Genomic DNA, 15,949 nt, shown 5'->3' on the forward strand with positions numbered 1-15,949 from the left:
CCCTGGCGGCCCCGACAAAGTTACACCCACCCCAACACAACACCAAATCCCCAGGTCACAGCCCCAAAATCGCGCCACAACCGTCAACTATGTGCCAGCAGCCGGCAACCAACAGGCACAGCCATCAGCCGGCAACCAATATCCGGCCGCCGGCAGTCGGCGCAGCTGTAGTCGCCAGGTCAGCGGTAGGTCGCCACGCGTTCGATCTGTCCCCCGAGCGCCCGGACGTCCCCGACGAAATCGGAGTATCCGCGATCGATGTGGAAGACCTCGCACACCTCGGTCACGTCGTCGGCACACATTCCCGCCAGGACGAGTCCGGCGCCGGCACGGATATCACTGGCCCACACGGTGGCCGAGTCGAGTTGCTCGCGACCGACGATCTTCGCGTGGTGACCATCGGTCTCGGCGTCGACACCCATACGGACCATCTCCTCCACGAACCGGAAGCGTGCCTCGAAGAGGTTCTCCGTCACCACGGAGACCCCCTCCGACACGGACGCGAGCGCGATGGCCATCGGCTGGAGGTCGGTCGGGAAGCCCGGGAACGGCAGGGTCCGGATATCGCGAGCCGTAGGTCGCCCGGTCTGGCGGACCCGCACCCAGTCGGTTCCGGTCTCCACGTCGGCCCCCACTGCACGGAGGTTCTCGAGCACCACGTGGATGAACATGGGGTCGATCCCCCGGACGGTCACATCCCCCCGGGTCATCACCGCGCCCATCGCCCAGGTCGCCGAGACGATCCTGTCGCCGATCACACGGTGGGTGACGGGCGTGAGCCCCTCGACTCCCTCGACGGTGATCGTGTGGGTACCGGCGCCACTGATCCGTGCGCCCATCTCGTTGAGGAGGTCGCAGATGTCGACGATCTCCGGCTCACGCGCGGCGTTCCTCAACACCGAGGTGCCCTTGGCGAGAACCGCGGCGGTCACGAAGGTCTCGGTCGCGCCGACGGACGGGAAGCTCAGCTCGTACGAGGCACCGATGAGCTGGTCGGCCTCGGCGACGAGTCGGCCGTGGTCCATGTGGGTCCGGGCGCCCAAGCGATTGAGCCCGTTCTGGTGCCAGTTGAGGGGGCGACTGCCGATGGCGTCACCGCCGGGCATCGCGATCTCCGCGCGGTGGTAGCGGCCGACAAGCGGACCGAGGATGCAGACCGATGCCCGCAGGCGTTGCGCAGCCTTGTCGTCGGCAACATGTCCGACCTGCGCCGGTGTGTCGATCACGACGGTGTCACCGGAGATCTCCACCTCGCATCCGAGATGCCTCAGAACCTCGGCCATCGCCGGGACATCGGAGATGCCAGGGCAGTTGGTCAACGTGGTCCGGCCCTCCGCCATCAGGGCGACAGCCATCAGCTTGAGGACACTGTTCTTGGCACCGGCGACCGAGATCTCGCCGTTCAGACTCGTGCCGCCGGTGACGAGGAAGCTCTCCTCGCGGGACGTGGGATTACCGCTCACGCGTCCACAGTAAGCGAGAACCACCACGGAACCCATGAGGCCGCAGTCGGTTCGCCGCGTAGATTGCACTTATGGCTGTTCACCTCACCAAGATCTATACCCGGACCGGCGACGACGGGACCTCGGGACTGTCCGACTTCTCCCGCGTGAGCAAGAACGACGCGCGGCTTGTCGCCTACGCGGACTGCGAGGAGGCCAACGCCGCGCTCGGCGTGGCGATCACGCTCGGCGGAATGAATGAGCGCATCGCGAAGGTGCTGCGCGTGGTGCAGAACGACCTCTTCGACGCCGGCGCCGACCTGGCGAGCCCGATCGAGGAGAACCCCAAGTACCCGCCGCTGCGGATCGAGCAGGCCTACATCGACCGGCTCGAGGAGTGGATCGACCAGTTCAACGAGGAGATCGAGCCGCTGGACTCGTTCATCCTCCCCGGCGGCAGCCCCGCCGGCGCGTACCTCCACGTCGCCCGGACCGTCACCCGTCGTGCCGAGCGTGCGGCGTGGGCAGCGGTCGAGGCGTACCCCGAGATCACGTCGGCTCTGCCGGCCAAGTACCTCAACCGGCTCTCGGACCTGCTGTTCGTGGTGGGTCGCGTCGCCAACCCCGAGGGCGACGTCAAGTGGGTGCCCGGCGGTGAGCGCTGACCGAGGCCGGCTGACGGGCGAACACCCGGCCCGCCCTGACCATCTCGGCCAGGCCCGCCCTGGCCGGCTCAGATCAGGGCAGCGCGCCCATCCGGCGCGCGGCGTTGACGGCCTCGAAGCGGGTGTGGGCGTCGAGCTTGCGCATCACCGACCGCAGGTAGCTCTTCACGGTCTCGGCACCGATCCCCATGTCGGCGGCCGTCTCGATGTTGGTCTTGCCCTGGGCCACGCACGCCAGCACGTCGAGCTCGCGACGCGACAGTCGCGCCGTGGGCATCTCCGGCGGCGGCGAGACCATCTCGGCGCAGATGCGCTCGAGCTCGGCCCGGGTGTCCGGGTCGTCGGTGCGTGAGGCCAGCATCCGAAGTCGTGCGTGGGTCTCGCGCATGCGCTCGTTGGAGAGCACGTCGTCCCACCGCCCCTCGCCGGCGCCGGGTCCGACCGGGGCCGCGCCCCGGGCCGCGAGGGCGTCGTTGACCGCGATCTCCTGCTCGAGTGCGCGCGCGGTGGCGGCCATCTCGTTGAGGACCTTCTCGCCGAACCGGACGGACGAGTGCACGCCGGCGTAGAGAACGGCGCGCACCTCCTTGCCCACGACCACCGGGATGGCGGCCATCGAGCGCAGTCCCTCGGACAGCACCGGCAGGTCGTACTCGTGCGTGATCACTCCGGCCCGCGGGTAGTCGGCCACTCCGACCGGCTTCCGGGTGGCCATGACGCGTCCGCCGACGCCGGCACCGTAGTGCACCTTGAGGTCCTTCATCGCGGAGGTGCGCATGCCGAGCGACTCCGACAGAACGAGGGTGTGCCCCTCGCCCACGACGCCGCCGATGGTCACGGGGATACCGGTCGTCTCCTTCAGTGCGGCGATCGCGCGTCGGATCGACGCGAGGTCTCGCTTGCGCTGCTGTGCGTCGCCACCGGCGCCGCGGCCGACCTTCCCCTCGTCCACAAGGCCTCCTCATCCATCGGTCCAGCACCCCCACTGCGGGCCAACCGGCTCCCCCCGCACGTGCGTCACATCACCATCGTCAGCGTCACTATACGCACGTCGTCGGGCCGATGCCGACCGGGAGGCGAGTCTGCCCTCATGTTGACGGGGGTACCGTAACCCGATTCCGGCACGGAGCGCGGCGGGTCCGAGAAAAGTGGACCGGATGAGCGCTGGCCCGCGGGCGAGGGATGCCCGCCGACTGTAGGGTCCGGACGCCGGAGGCTACGGCGTGAACGCCGGATCGAACGAGTCCGGGTCCTCGGGATCGAGCAGCATCGCCGCGGCGCCCGTGAGCGGCGCGGAGCGCTGCTCGTCGTAGATCCACTCCTCGACATCGCTCGAATCCGGGTCACCCACCAGGTACGGGTGCAGGCCCAGCAGCGCGTCGGCGTCGACCGTCTCACCGTGTGTCAGGACCGCGTCATCGAGGAAGCCGGCGACGTCGTCGTCGTCCATATCGACGCCGATCACCACCAGGCCGTCAGGGAGCCCGGCGCCGCCACTCACGTCCACGTCACCCGGGACCCCGCCACCCGGGACCCCGGCGCCCGAAACACCGTCGCCCGTCGCGCGTAGCTCTAGCCGACGGCCGACCAGCGCCACGTCGTAGCGGCGCGGACCGTCGGCGCTGCCCAGGGTGAGGGTGCCCTTGGCGCGGTAGGCGCCGGTAGGCGGCGCGGCGATCGCGGTGAGGAACCGGCGCGGGTGGAGGTGGCCGGCGGGCCTGAGCGTGACGGCCGAGTAGGAATCGTGCAGGTGGGAGTGCTCGCCGTGCGCGTGGTCATCGGGGCCGCGGTCGCCATGGCCGTGGCCATGCCCGCCGGGACCGTGGTCCCCCGCCTCTCCCCTGGTCCACGCCTCGGGCGCCAACCCCAACAACAGTCCGGCGGGCACCGCGCCGCGCACCGCCGGCAGCACCGCGACGCGCGGGGCATGGGTGCGGATCGTCGCGCGCAGGTCGGCGAACCCCGCGCGGGTGACGAGGTCGCACTTGTTGACGACGACGAGGTCGGCCTCCGCCAGATGCGCCGCCAGCCGCGGGTGCCGTGTCATGGTCTCGTGCAGTCCGTCGGCGTCGACCACCTGGATGAGCCCGGCGTGCCGGGCGATCTCCCGGGGCACCTCGTGGACCATGCGCGACAGGACCGCCGGCTCGGCCAGGCCACTGGCCTCGATCACCGCGAGGTCCATACCGAGCTCCGGGTCGGCCAACCGGGCGAGCGCGTCGCCGAGCTCACTCGCGTCGACCTCGCAGCAGACGCACCCGTTGGCCATGGAGACCATGGAATCGACCTGCCCGGCGACCTGGCCCGCGTCCACGTTGATGTCGCCGAAGTCGTTGACGATCGCCGCGATCCGCAGTCCCGGCGCGCCGGAGAGCAGGTGGTTGAGCAGGGTCGTCTTGCCGGATCCGAGGTATCCGGTCAGGACGAGGACGGGCAGGGGCTCGCCGGCGTCGCGGCGGGCCCCTGCCCGGTCGTGCTGTGGATCCAGTTGACTCAGCGCTTCCACTCCGGCTTACGCTTCTCGGCGAACGCCGTCATGCCCTCGGTCTGGTCCTCGGTGGCGAACAGCGCGTAGAAGGCGTTCTGCTCGGCGAGCAGGCCCTCCTCGAGCGTGGTCTCGAAGGACCGGTTGACGGCCTGCTTGGCCACGATCGCGGTGGTCTTGGCCATGGAGGCGATCTTCTCGGCGACCTCCATGGTCTCGGCGAGCAGGTCGGCGGCGGGTACCACGCGGGCCACCAGTCCGGCACGCTCGGCCTCGTCGGCGTCCATCTGGCGGCCCGTCAGGCACAGGTCCATGGCCTTGGCCTTGCCCACGGCGCGGGTGAGGCGCTGCGAGCCGCCCATGCCGGGGATCACGCCGAGGGTGATCTCGGGCTGGCCGAACTTGGCGTTGTCGCCGGCGATGATCATGTCGCACATCATGGCGAGCTCGCAGCCGCCGCCCAGCGCGAAGCCGGACACGGCCGCGATGATCGGGGTGCGGGCCGAGGTGAGGCGCTTCCAGTCACCGAAGAAGCGCTCGAGGTAGATGCCGGGGTAGGTCTTGTCCTTCATCTCCTTGATGTCGGCGCCGGCGGCGAAGGCCTTCTCCGAGCCGGTGATGACGATGCAGCCGACGTCCGGGTTCGAGTCCAGACCCTCGACGGCCTCGACGACCTCTTTTTCCATGCCGCTGCTCAGCGCGTTGAGCGCCTTGGGGCGGTTGAGCGTGATCACCGCGACGCGGCCGTTCTGCTCGACCAGGATGTTCTCGAACTGCTTTTCCGTGACGGACATGATCGTCTCCAGTCTGATTCCGCGGTTACTAGGAAGTCCTTGCAAAAAGCTCCGGTCCCGATGCTAACCCGTTCCCGCCTGGCGCGCGCGGGACCCACGAGGGTCTTACCGCGCCAGGGGTCCCCCGTTCCACAGTCCCGAGCGGACGGCCTCGCCGTGCTCGATGGTCGCGGTGGAGGCCCCGGGCACGAGCGGGCTGTATCTCACGAGCGAGCCCCAGTCGCGGTCCCAGTCGTGTTCGAGGTAGGTGGGCACGGTCTCGCCCTCGAGCAGCAGCTCGAGGAATCCGAGCGGTCCGCCGCCGTCCCACCCCTGCCACGTGTTGGTGGAGCTCACGGCCAGCCCGCGGTCCGGGAGGACGCGGTACTCGGGCAGTTCGTGGACGCCGGCGTACTCGTCGAACGGGCGCAGGCACGGCACGTGGAACGCCACGGCCCAGTCCGGCAAGACGGGCGTGGTGTCCCCGACGAGCTCCTGCATGGTCACCAGCTGCGACACGCGGGGCGGGGTGAACGCGATCCACCGTTCGGGGTCCGGATCGGTGTCGCGGACGACGAGCCGGATCGCAGTGGCGTCGGCGGGCAGGGTGTCCAGGGGCACGCGCAGGTTGCGCCACGCGGGCGCGGGGCCGATGTCGAGCGGGCGGACCGTCCCGTCGGTCTCGAACCGCCCCTGTCCGGTCGAGTACTCGACGGTCATGGCGTCGGGCGCGAAGCTGCCGGCGACCGCGATCGTCACGAGCGGGGCCTGCTCGGTGCGCGGGGGCAACTCGTACCAGTCGGTGATGGTCTCGGCGTTGAGCTGGAGACCGGTCTGGTGGCTGCCGAGCACGGGGACCCCGGCCGGGTCGAGGCCGAACGGGAGCACGGCGTGGCTGCCGTTGATGCCCTGCCCGGCGCGCACGCCGCCCTCGGTGCCGGCGGTGGTCGAGGTGGTGTCGGACCCCTCGCCGGTGCCGGGGGTGTCGGTGTCCACGTCCTGGGTCGCGGTGAGGTCGGTGGAGATGCCGTCCGGGCTGAACCCGTAGGCCTCGCCGCCGGCCTCGAGCTGGTCCCGGGGCTCACCGACGGGCGCCAGCACGCCGGCGTTGGCGTCGGGTTCGGTGAGCACCGCGTCGGCGATGCCGCACGGCTCGCCGGACAGTCCGCGGAGGTTCTGGAGGCCGACGGAGTACGCGGGGTACTGGTTGCGCACCGCGGCGGCCATGGAGGCGACGATCACGACGACGACGAGGGCCGCCGCCACTCCGAGCGGCGCGTGCGAGACCTCACGGACCAGGCGGACAACCCGGCTGTCGCCCTCTGTCCCGCGCGGCTCCTTCGCCCGCGCGACGAACGGCTCCCGGTAGTGCAGGAACAGGGCCAGGATCAGCGACAGGCCCATCAGCGCGAGGAACACGGACGAGAGGGTGATCCCGGCGATCGACGGTTGGGCGCCACCCCACGGGATGCCGTAGATCGAGATGTACCACCACCCGTTGGTCGAGGTGAAGCTCAGTGCCAGGACGAAGAACACGGCGGCGAGGAACAGCATCCGGTTGCGCAGCGACCGCGTGGCCGCCGGCAGGACAGCCATGGTGACCAGCGCGTTGAGCGCGGCGGCGATGGTCGCGAACGCCCCGAAATGGTGGGTCCACTTGGTGGGGTTGAGCGCCATGAACGCGATCGAGATGGCGGCCAGTCCGACGATGCGTCGCGCCGGGCCCACGGACACGCCCGGGATGCGTCCCTTGCGGAAGAGGATCGCGGCGCAGGTGATGAGCGACAGGAACATCACCAGCACTCCGAAGCGGCGGGCCAGCGAGCCGTCCGGGGTGGGGTTCATGAGCCACTCGTAGCGCCACACCTCCTCGAACCAGCGACCGGTCGGCCCCACGTCGCCGAGCAGTGCGGAGCTCTGGAGCGTGGTGACCAGGGGCTGGTCGAGGAAGATCAGGTGCAGGATGCCGAGTCCGGCCGCGAGCAGCGGCGCGACGGTCGGCACCCACCCGTCCCGCTTGGCCCGGCGGATGATGAGCAGCAGCAGCGGGCGCGAGGCGGCGATGATCACCGCGATGCAGAAGGTTCCCGTCGGCGCCGCGGACAGGGTCAGTCCACCGATCACGAATCCGACCGCGGCCGGCAGCAGTCGCCCGGTCGCGAGCGCGCGCTCGAGAGAGACCCAGGTGGCGAGAACGCCGAACGCGATGATCGGCTCGGGCCGCAAGCCGTTGTTGTAGGTGAGCCAGAACGCGAGGAACACCGCCGCGGTGCTCCACCGGACCGCGGCCGCCCGGCGTGCAGCGATACCCAGGCGCGGGATGACCTCACGGGACAGGAGCATCCAGGACGCGATGCCGAGCAGGAGCGCCGGCAGTCTGAGCCACACGCTCGCGAGCGAGATCGAGCTCATCGCCGTATAGATGTAGTACGGCATGCCGAACGGTGCGTACGGGGCGCCGTAGTAGCGGAACACCTCGGGCATATAGCCGCTGGAGACCGCCGCCCGTGCCTCGGTGAGGATGTAGCCGTCATCAGCCGTGTTGGCGCCGATAATGTGCCACACGAGCAGCGTGGCCACGACGAGGAGGTCCAGCGGGCGCGGCTTCCACCAGCCGGGCGGCAGGACGCGGCGGCCCGAGCGACCGTCGCGCAGGTCCAGGCGGTGCAGCGCCACCATCGCGACCATGATCGCGAGGATGCCCACGACCACCGCGGTCTGCTTGATGACCGTCGCCTGGGTGGTGTACCTCGAGTCGACGGTGATGTTCACGGCCATGCCCTCGGGCGCGGCCCCCTGAAGGTCGGAGAACACACCCACGACCTGCGGCCGCAGATCGGAATCGATCAGGCCTCCGACCCCCTCGCCGTCGACCGTCAGGCCCACGAACTCGGCTCCGATCCCGCCGGAGTCGGCCCTCACGTGGATCGTCGAGCACGCCCCGGGCGCGGCGACCGCGTCCGCGGGGGCGGTGGCGATCAGAACGTTCCGGCTCCGCACCTCGACGTTCGGCCCCACCACCGACACCATGAGGCCACGTGCGCCGGACTTCTCCCCGGCCTGGCGCGGCGCGGTCGAGACCAGCACGCCGTCCTCGCGCCCCTGGTCACGGAGCTCCTGCACGGCCGTACAGGGGACGTCGGCGGTGAAGTCGAGCGGGTAGTACGCCACGAGTGGCGCGGTTACCGGGTCGAGCGTCCCGTTCTCGGGCCAGCTGATCGTGGAGGTGGTCTGCGTGACCGGAAGCAGCGGGACGACAATCGCGAGGAAGATGCCGATCAACCCACTGACCGCCGCGACGATCCCCCAGCGGGGTCCCTTACGGGACGTGGACGACACCTCGGGATCATCGCTACGAGTCACTGCCATGGCGACCACGCTATATCGGTGGTGTGACGATCACTGAACCGACGTCGCCGCGGACGCGGAAACGACGAACGCCCCGTAAGGATGTTCCTTACGGGGCGTTCGTCACTGGTGGCCAGGGCCGGGATCGAACCGGCGACCTTCCGCTTTTCAGGCGGACGCTCGTACCAACTGAGCTACCTGGCCATAAGACCTCCGGCGCATCCGGTGAAACCGAATGCGCCGGAATCTTTGGCGACCCTGACGGGACTTGAACCCGCGACCTTCGCCGTGACAGGGCGACGCGCTAACCAACTGCGCCACAGGGCCTTATTTCTTACTGTGTTTCTCTGTGTGCTCTTCGCACGAGAAAGAACATTAGTGGACGCGATGCGAATAACGCAAATCGACCCCCACCCCACGCCATCCACACTGGTCAAGCACATTTTTCAAGCTCACCTCCACGCACCGGGACGCACGCTTCGCGGCACCCGACTCCGCCCTCTGCCCAGAGTCACCACGTGTGAACCGTGCCGAGAGAATGCGCACGCCTTCGCCATCGGGCAAATGCAGAACGTCCCGGCCACCACGAGTGTGGTGACCGGGACGTCGATCCGCGTACCCCCTACGGGATTCGAACCCGCGCTGCCGGCGTGAAAGGCCGGTGTCCTAGGCCGCTAAACGAAGGGGGCGCCGCCACGTCCGGGGTCGCCGGTCCGCAGCGCGCTCCAGTCTAGGGCACCATCTGCCGGGCGACTAAACTGCCCACGCATGCGCCCGGTATTGTGTCCCTCGCCCCTATAGCTCAGTTGGTAGAGCTACGGACTTTTAATCCGCAGGTCGCCGGTTCGAGCCCGGCTGGGGGCACCACTGGCCTCCCGGGGGTTCTCTGCCGCGGGGCCTGCCCTGCACCATCTCGGCTCAGCGCTGCACCATCCCGGCTCCGCCCTGCGCGATTTTGGACCTGCAGGTCGCACGCTGGGACACTTGGGGTATGTCCGCTCCCGCCGCTCCTGCCCCCGCTCTGCGCATCGGCCGCTTCGATCTCGCGTCGCCTGTCGTCCTCGCGCCGATGGCCGGGGTCACCAACGTCGCGTTCCGCACCCTGTGCCCCGAGTTGGAGCGCGAGCAGCAGGGCACCGTGTCGGGCCTGTACGTGTGCGAGATGATCACGGCACGCGCGTTGGTCGAGCGGCAGCCGGGGACGTTGCACATGGCGACGTTCGCGCCGGACGAGGACCCCCGGAGCCTGCAGCTGTACACCGTGGACGCCGAGTACACCTACCAGGCGGCCAAGATGATCGTCGACGAGGATCTGGCCGATCACATCGACATCAACTTCGGCTGCCCGGTCCCCAAGGTCACGCGCCGCGGTGGCGGGTCCGCGATCCCCTACAAGCGTCGCCTGTTCCGGTCGATCGTCGCCTCCGCCGTGCGCGCCACCGAGGGCACGGACATCCCGGTCACGGTGAAGATGCGGGTGGGGATCGACGACGAACACCACACTCACCTCGACGCGGGACGGATCGCCGTGGAGGAGGGCGCCCAGGCGGTCGCGCTCCACGCACGGACGGCCGCGCAACGCTATTCGGGCGAGGCGGACTGGTCGCAGATCTCGCGTCTGGTCGAGCACATCGGCGCGGTCTCGGACGTGCCGGTCCTGGGTAACGGCGACATCTTCTCCGCCGAGGACGCCGTGCGGATGCGTGAGGAGACCGGGTGTGCCGGCGTGGTGATCGGCCGCGGGTGTCTGGGTCGCCCGTGGCTGTTCGCCGAGCTCGCCGCCGCCCTGTCCGGTCGCGAGGCGCCCACTCCGCCCACGCTCGGCGAGGTCTCGAGGATCATGTACCGGCACGGCGAACTCCTCGCGCAGCATCATGGCGAGGACAAGGGGATGCGGGAGATCCGCAAGCACGTCGCCTGGTACCTCCGCGGCTTCCCCGCCGGCTCGGAGAAGCGCGTGGGACTGTCGGGCGTGCGCACTCTCGACGACCTGGCCGAGTTGCTGGCGGACCTCCCGGCGGACACCCCGTTCCCCGCGGACGGCTACGGGCCGCGCGGCCGCCAGGGTTCGCCGTCGAAGGTCCTTCTCCCCGAGGGCTGGTTGAACGATCCGGAGGACGACGCACAGGCCCTCGAGGGTGCCGACGCGGAGAACTCCGGCGGCTGAGCCCGCGCCGGCGGGAGTACCCGTCTTCGACCCACCTGACGCACACCTTCCCGAGGTGTTCACCGGGCATTCACACAGAGCCCCGATACCGCGATCTACTTGCGAGTATGCTGGACACATGCGTCTTGTTTACTCGGAAGACCTCGCGGATCTGGCCACCTCCACGGCCCGGATGTGTTCGCTGGCGACGGACAACATGGAGCTGGCGACCCACGCCCTCCTCCAGTCCGATCTCGTCGCGGCGGAAAAGGTCCTCGAGTCCACCTCCGAGATCGCGCACCTGGCATCGGAGAACGAGGAGCGCGGCTTCGCCCTGTTGGCGCTGCAGGCCCCGGTCGCCCGCGATCTGCGCCAGGTCGTCACGTCCATCCAGCTCGTCCAGGACCTCGTCCGGATGAGCACCCTGGCCAGCCATGTCGCCAAGATCGTGCGTCGCCGCCATCCGGAGGCTGTCCTCCCGGAGCCGATCAACGGCTACTTCGCCGAGATGGGGCGCGTCGCCGTGACCCTCGGCCGGGCCGCCACCGAGGTGCTTCTCAACAGGGACACGGAGCAGGCCGCGACGCTGGCCGCGCAGGACGATGCCGTGGACGACCTCCGCCAGCACCTGTTCACCCTCCTGACCGTGCGGGAGTGGAAGTACGGCGTCGCCTCCGCCGTGGACGTCACCCTGCTGGCCCGGTACTACGAGCGCTTCGCCGACCATGCGGTCGAGGTCGCGCAGCGTGTCATCTTCCTGGCCACGGGTGAGCACGCCAATCTGGGCGAGGACGACCCGGAACATTCGTCGACGCCCAATTCGGAGCTCGTCCGCCGGTTCACCGAGACCAACCGGTCCTTCGAGGAGCGCCGTGCCCGTCGTCTGGAGTCCGGTGGGAGCCTGTCCCGGGACGGAAAGCTCACCGACGGAGACGACGAGGTGGGTTCGGACGACGACGAATCCGCCAGCTGACGACTCTCCGCAGAACGAGAACCGCCCCGCTCGACCGACTCTCTGGTCGGTGAGCGGGGCGGTTCCCGTATGGCCGGGCCCGCGGTTCGCGAGAACTCAGCCGAAGCGGCCGGAGACGTAGTCCTCGGTCTGCTTGTTGTCCGGGTTGGAGAAGATCTTCTCGGTCGGGTTCACCTCGACGAGCTGGCCGGGCATACCGGTCGCCTCGAGGGAGAAGAACGCCGTCTGGTCGGACACGCGCGCGGCCTGCTGCATGTTGTGCGTGACGATCACGATCGTGAACTCGCTCTTGAGCTCGGCGATGAGGTCCTCCACCGCGAGGGTCGAGATCGGGTCGAGGGCCGAGCAGGGCTCGTCCATGAGGAGCACCTGGGGTTCGATCGCGATGGCGCGCGCGATGCACAGGCGCTGCTGCTGACCGCCGGAGAGGCCGCCACCGGGCTTGTCGAGGCGGTCCTTGACCTCGTCCCAGAGGTTGGCGCCGCGCAGCGACTTCTCGGCGACCTCGTCGAGAGTCTTCGTGTTCTTGACGCCCTGGAGCTTCAGGCCGGCGACCACATTCTCCTTGATGGACATAGTGGGGAACGGGTTCGGGCGCTGGAACACCATGCCGATGGTGCGACGCACGGCGACCGGGTCGACACGCTTGTCGTAGATGTCCACGCCGTCGAGCTTGATGGAGCCCTTGACGTGGGCGCCGGGGATCTCCTCGTGCATGCGGTTCAGCGACCGCAGCACGGTGGACTTGCCACAGCCGGAGGGACCGATGAAGGCGGTCACCGAACGCGGCGGCACGTGGAGGTTGACGTCCTTCACTGCATGGAAGTCGCCGTAGAAGATGTCGACGTTCTCGAGGTCGAGTCGCTTGGCCATATCGGTGGTCCTTACTTGGTCTTGGGCGCGAGAGACTTCGCGGCGAACGTGGCGAGGACGTTCGCGAGCGCGATGATGATGACGAGGGTGAGTGCGGCGCCCCAGATGCGGAACTGGCCGGCCTCGTTCGGGTTCGAGAGCTGGTTGTAGATGAGCAGCGGCAGCGACGCCATGTTGCCCTCGAAGATGTTGTAGTTGAAGCTCGCGGTGTAGCCCACGAGGATCAGCACCGGGGCCGTCTCGCCCATGACGCGGGCGATCGCGAGGAACATGCCGGAGATCATTCCCGACAGGGCGGTGGGGACCACGACGCTGACGATGGTCTTCCACTTGGGCACGCCCAGCGCGTAGGAGGCCTCGCGAAGCTCGTCCGGGACCAGTTTGAGCATCTCCTCGGTGGACCGCACGATCAACGGGATCATGAGCAGCACGAGCGCCAGGCTCACCGCGAAGGCGCTGAGGTTGAACTGCAGGAACGTCACCCACATGCCGAAGACAAAGATGGCCGCGACGACCGACGGGACGCCGGCCATGACGTCGACCATGAAGGTCGTGGGCTTGGCGAGCTTCGACTCGGGGTACTCCACGAGCATGATGCCGGCGGCCACGCCGAGCGGGATCGAGATGATCGCCGCGATCCCGGCCTGGACGAGGCTGCCGTAGATCGCGTGCCCCACGCCGCCGGCCATGGAGGACGGGGCGACGAGGAAGAACGAGTTGGTCCACCAGGTCGGGTTGAAGATCGCGGGCAGACCCGAGGCGAGGACCTTATAGAGCAGCGCCACCAGCGGGATGACCGCGATGAAGAAGCAGATCCAGAAGATGATCGTCGCGGCCTTGTCCTTGGCCTTGCGACCGCCAGAGATCGGCAGGAAGGTCTCGGACGGCTTCGCGGGCTTGGCGAGGTCGGGAGTCGGAGTGGACATCAGCCGTTGACCTTTCCACCGGACACCGAGCGTGCGATGAGGTTGACGATGAAGGTGAGGATGAAGAGCACCAGGCCGGCGGCGATGTACGCGCCGGTCGAGAGTGGGTGGTTGAACTCCGCGCTGCCGGAGGCGATCTTCGAGGCGAAGGTGAAGCCGCCGTCGAACAGCGACAGGGTGCTGGGCGAGCTGGCCGCACGCAGGATGATGAGCACCGCGACCGTCTCGCCGAGGGCGCGGCCGAGGGCGAGCATCGAGCCCGCGATCATGCCGGACTTGGCGTACGGGAAGCAGGTCATCCGGATTTTCTCCCACTTGGTGGCGCCCAGTGCGAGGGCGGCCTCCTGGTGGAGAGCGGGGGTCTGGCGGATGGTCTCGCGCGACATCGAGGTGATGATCGGCAGGATCATGATCGCGAGCACGACGCCGGCGGTGAAGATCGTGCCGCCACCGGCGATGGAGACGTTGCCGTCGCCGAAGAGGAAGAACCAGCCGAGGGTCGAGTTGAGCCACTCGGCGAAGGGCACCATCCACGGACCGAGGACGATCAGGCCCCACATGCCGTAGATGATCGACGGGACGGCGGCCAGCAGGTCGATGACCGCGGACAGGGCGCGGGAGAGCCGCGCCGGGGCGTACTGCACGAGGAACGTCGCGATTCCGATCGCGACCGGCACGGCGAGCAGCAGCGCGAAGATCGAGCTCAGCACCGTCACCTTGAGCATGTCGAGAATGCCGAAGCGAAGGTTCTCCGTGTCGGTGGTGTTCCACTCGGACGAGGTGAAGAAGTTCACCTGGTCCTGCATCACGGACGGGATCGACTGGGTGACGAGGATGATGCCGATGAGCGCGATGAGGGTGACGATGACAGCACCCGCGGCGACGGTCACGCTGCGGAAGACGGAGTCCCACTTCGCGGAGGACTTCGCCTCGAGGAGGCCGGTACTGCCGGTGGAGTCCGAGCCCGACCCGAGGCCGGCCCCGGAGGCGGAACCGCCGGAGACGGCGGCGTTCTTGTCGGCGTCGCGGTCGACGGATTCGTGAACTGTCATGAGACCTTCAGTCACTCGGGGGAAAAGCGGTAATTCGGGGAGTGGTGCAGTGGACCAGAGAATACTGATCCGGATGCGGGCCCGCCCCGCAGACGGGGCGGGCCCGACGACCGTCGATCAGAAGATCAGGCGATGGCGTCGATCGCCTCGGTCAGCTTGCCGCGGAAGGCGTCGGGGACGGGGATGTAGCCCTCGTCCTCGAGCTGGCCCTGGACGTCCTCGGAGACGGCGATGTTCAGGAACGACTTGACGGCCTCGGCGGTCTCGGCGTCCTTGTACTGCGAGCACACGATCTCGTAGGTCGGCATGATGATCGGGTAGGCGCCCGAGGTCTCGGGGACGTAGAACGACGAGGTGTCGATGACCAAGTCGTTGGAGCCCTCGCTCTTGAGCTTGGCCGAGTCGATCGTGGTACCGGCGGTCTCGGCGTTGAGCTCGACGCCCTCGGCGTCGGCCGGGGTGATGACCTTGACCATGCCGAGGTCCTGGCTCTTGGCGTAGGACCACTCGGTGTAGGTGATGGTGCCGGGGGTCTGCGCGACGGCGGCGGAGACGCCCTCGTTGCCCTTCGCACCCTCGCCGACGCCACCGTTGAAGGTCTTGCCGGCCTCGAGGCCCCACGCGTCGCCACCGGCGGCGGAGAGGTACTTCTGGAAGTTGTCAGTGGTGCCCGACTCGTCCGAGCGGAACACGACGGTGATGTCCTGGTCTGGGAGCTCTGCGCCCTCGTTCTCGGCGGCGATGGCCGGGTCGTTCCACTTGGTGATGTCGCCCTTGAAGATGGCGGCGAGGGTCTCACCGGAGAGCGCGACCTCGACACCCTCGAGGTTGTAGGCGACCGCGATCGGGCCGAACACGGCGGGCAGGTTCCACGCCGGGCTCTCGCACCGCTCCTCAGCCTGGGGGTACTCGTCCTCCTTGAGCGGGGAGTCCGAGCCACCGAAGTCGGTCTGGCCGCCGATGAACTCCTTGACGCCGGCGCCGGAGCCGTTGGAGTTGTAGTCCAGGGTGGCACCGTCGCAGCTCATGGCGTACGAGTTGGCGAAGATCGTCATGGCGTTGTTCTGCGACGAGGCGCCGGAGGCGTTGAGGCTGGTCTTGCCGCCACACTCCGCACCCTCGACGGCCTGTGCGGCCGTGTCGCCGCTTCCGGCATTGTTGTCGGAACAGGCGGCGAGGCCGACCGTCGTCATTGCGGCGAGGCCGATCAGGGCACCGGTGCGCTTGAGGTCCACGAATTCTCCTTGGGTCGTCCGGCGGTCTCCC

General features: G+C 68.6%; 12 protein-coding genes and 4 tRNA genes. 4 read left to right on the forward strand and 12 right to left on the reverse strand.

What is annotated here, in order from left to right; genetic code table 11:
- Window positions 1-179: 179 nt before the first annotated feature.
- Complete coding sequence (gene murA, locus OPF83_RS15950; RefSeq protein ID WP_264888612.1) at window positions 180-1,463, reverse strand: UDP-N-acetylglucosamine 1-carboxyvinyltransferase; 1,284 nt, start codon at window positions 1,461-1,463, stop codon at window positions 180-182.
- A gap of 71 nt (window positions 1,464-1,534) precedes the next feature.
- Here murA and OPF83_RS15955 point away from each other — a divergent pair, with 71 nt between their 5' ends.
- Window positions 1,535-2,107 carry a cob(I)yrinic acid a,c-diamide adenosyltransferase gene (locus OPF83_RS15955; protein ID WP_264888613.1) on the forward strand — a complete coding sequence of 191 codons (573 nt, stop codon included), beginning with the start codon at window positions 1,535-1,537 and terminating at the stop codon, window positions 2,105-2,107.
- Window positions 2,108-2,180: 73 nt separating this feature from the next.
- Here OPF83_RS15955 and OPF83_RS15960 read toward each other — a convergent pair whose 3' ends face one another.
- The 7 genes from OPF83_RS15960 to OPF83_RS15990 all read right to left on the reverse strand — a co-directional run bounded on the left by OPF83_RS15960 (window position 2,181) and on the right by OPF83_RS15990 (window position 9,402).
- Entirely contained in the window at window positions 2,181-3,059 is an 879-nt protein-coding gene (locus OPF83_RS15960) for a LuxR C-terminal-related transcriptional regulator (RefSeq protein WP_264888614.1), read from the reverse strand.
- Between the two features lie 264 nt (window positions 3,060-3,323).
- Window positions 3,324-4,613, reverse strand: a complete 1,290-nt coding sequence (locus tag OPF83_RS15965) for a GTP-binding protein (protein WP_264888615.1) — start codon at window positions 4,611-4,613, stop codon at window positions 3,324-3,326.
- Window positions 4,601-5,386 carry an enoyl-CoA hydratase gene (locus OPF83_RS15970; protein WP_264888616.1) on the reverse strand — a complete coding sequence of 262 codons (786 nt, stop codon included), beginning with the start codon at window positions 5,384-5,386 and terminating at the stop codon, window positions 4,601-4,603. Before OPF83_RS15970 ends, OPF83_RS15965 begins: the two co-directional genes overlap by 13 nt.
- Window positions 5,387-5,491: 105 nt before the next feature.
- Window positions 5,492-8,734: an arabinosyltransferase domain-containing protein gene (locus OPF83_RS15975; RefSeq protein WP_264888617.1), complete on the reverse strand. Its 3,243-nt coding sequence runs from the start codon at window positions 8,732-8,734 to the stop codon at window positions 5,492-5,494.
- A gap of 106 nt (window positions 8,735-8,840) precedes the next feature.
- Window positions 8,841-8,917 (reverse strand) — tRNA-Phe (locus OPF83_RS15980).
- 46 nt (window positions 8,918-8,963) lie between these two features.
- Window positions 8,964-9,040: transfer RNA gene (locus OPF83_RS15985), tRNA-Asp, on the reverse strand.
- 289 nt (window positions 9,041-9,329) lie between these two features.
- Window positions 9,330-9,402: transfer RNA gene (locus tag OPF83_RS15990), tRNA-Glu, on the reverse strand.
- A gap of 102 nt (window positions 9,403-9,504) precedes the next feature.
- Here OPF83_RS15990 and OPF83_RS15995 point away from each other — a divergent pair.
- From OPF83_RS15995 to phoU, 3 genes are all read left to right on the forward strand, one after another.
- A tRNA-Lys gene (locus OPF83_RS15995) sits at window positions 9,505-9,580 on the forward strand.
- A 124-nt stretch (window positions 9,581-9,704) separates the two neighbouring features.
- Window positions 9,705-10,880 (forward strand): tRNA dihydrouridine synthase DusB, encoded by a 1,176-nt coding sequence (gene dusB / locus OPF83_RS16000; protein WP_264888618.1) that lies wholly within the window; start codon window positions 9,705-9,707, stop codon window positions 10,878-10,880.
- Window positions 10,881-10,998: 118 nt separating this feature from the next.
- Window positions 10,999-11,832 (forward strand): phosphate signaling complex protein PhoU, encoded by an 834-nt coding sequence (gene phoU / locus OPF83_RS16005; RefSeq protein ID WP_264888619.1) that lies wholly within the window; start codon window positions 10,999-11,001, stop codon window positions 11,830-11,832.
- A 96-nt stretch (window positions 11,833-11,928) separates the two neighbouring features.
- On the opposite strand, the gene pstB is transcribed toward phoU, so the two are convergent.
- The 4 genes from pstB to pstS all read right to left on the reverse strand — a co-directional run bounded on the left by pstB (window position 11,929) and on the right by pstS (window position 15,918).
- Entirely contained in the window at window positions 11,929-12,705 is a 777-nt protein-coding gene (pstB, locus tag OPF83_RS16010) for a phosphate ABC transporter ATP-binding protein PstB (protein ID WP_264888620.1), read from the reverse strand.
- 11 nt (window positions 12,706-12,716) lie between these two features.
- Window positions 12,717-13,631, reverse strand: a complete 915-nt coding sequence (pstA, locus tag OPF83_RS16015) for a phosphate ABC transporter permease PstA (RefSeq protein WP_264888621.1) — start codon at window positions 13,629-13,631, stop codon at window positions 12,717-12,719.
- A complete protein-coding gene (gene pstC, locus OPF83_RS16020) occupies window positions 13,631-14,683 on the reverse strand; it encodes a phosphate ABC transporter permease subunit PstC (protein ID WP_264888622.1) in 1,053 nt (350 codons plus the stop codon). The genes pstA and pstC overlap by 1 nt, the downstream gene beginning before the upstream one ends.
- Before the next feature lie 125 nt (window positions 14,684-14,808).
- Window positions 14,809-15,918: a phosphate ABC transporter substrate-binding protein PstS gene (gene pstS, locus OPF83_RS16025; RefSeq protein ID WP_264888623.1), complete on the reverse strand. Its 1,110-nt coding sequence runs from the start codon at window positions 15,916-15,918 to the stop codon at window positions 14,809-14,811.
- Window positions 15,919-15,949: the final 31 nt, after the last annotated feature.

Origin of the sequence: Dietzia sp. NCCP-2495 (genome assembly GCF_026011735.1) — a bacterium.
GTDB lineage: Bacteria > Actinomycetota > Actinomycetes > Mycobacteriales > Mycobacteriaceae > Dietzia.

What these genes read in the sequence shown, in the direction of transcription:
- OPF83_RS15955 (WP_264888613.1), top strand. Translation starts at nt 1,535, where the DNA reads ATGGCTGTTCACCTCACCAAGATCTATACCCGGACCGGCGACGACGGG.
- OPF83_RS15970 (WP_264888616.1), bottom strand. Translation starts at nt 5,386, where the DNA reads ATGTCCGTCACGGAAAAGCAGTTCGAGAACATCCTGGTCGAGCAGAAC.
- OPF83_RS15975 (WP_264888617.1), bottom strand. Translation starts at nt 8,734, where the DNA reads ATGGCAGTGACTCGTAGCGATGATCCCGAGGTGTCGTCCACGTCCCGT.
- dusB (WP_264888618.1), top strand. Translation starts at nt 9,705, where the DNA reads ATGTCCGCTCCCGCCGCTCCTGCCCCCGCTCTGCGCATCGGCCGCTTC.
- phoU (WP_264888619.1), top strand. Translation starts at nt 10,999, where the DNA reads ATGCGTCTTGTTTACTCGGAAGACCTCGCGGATCTGGCCACCTCCACG.
- pstB (WP_264888620.1), bottom strand. Translation starts at nt 12,705, where the DNA reads ATGGCCAAGCGACTCGACCTCGAGAACGTCGACATCTTCTACGGCGAC.
- pstA (WP_264888621.1), bottom strand. Translation starts at nt 13,631, where the DNA reads ATGTCCACTCCGACTCCCGACCTCGCCAAGCCCGCGAAGCCGTCCGAG.
- pstC (WP_264888622.1), bottom strand. Translation starts at nt 14,683, where the DNA reads ATGACAGTTCACGAATCCGTCGACCGCGACGCCGACAAGAACGCCGCC.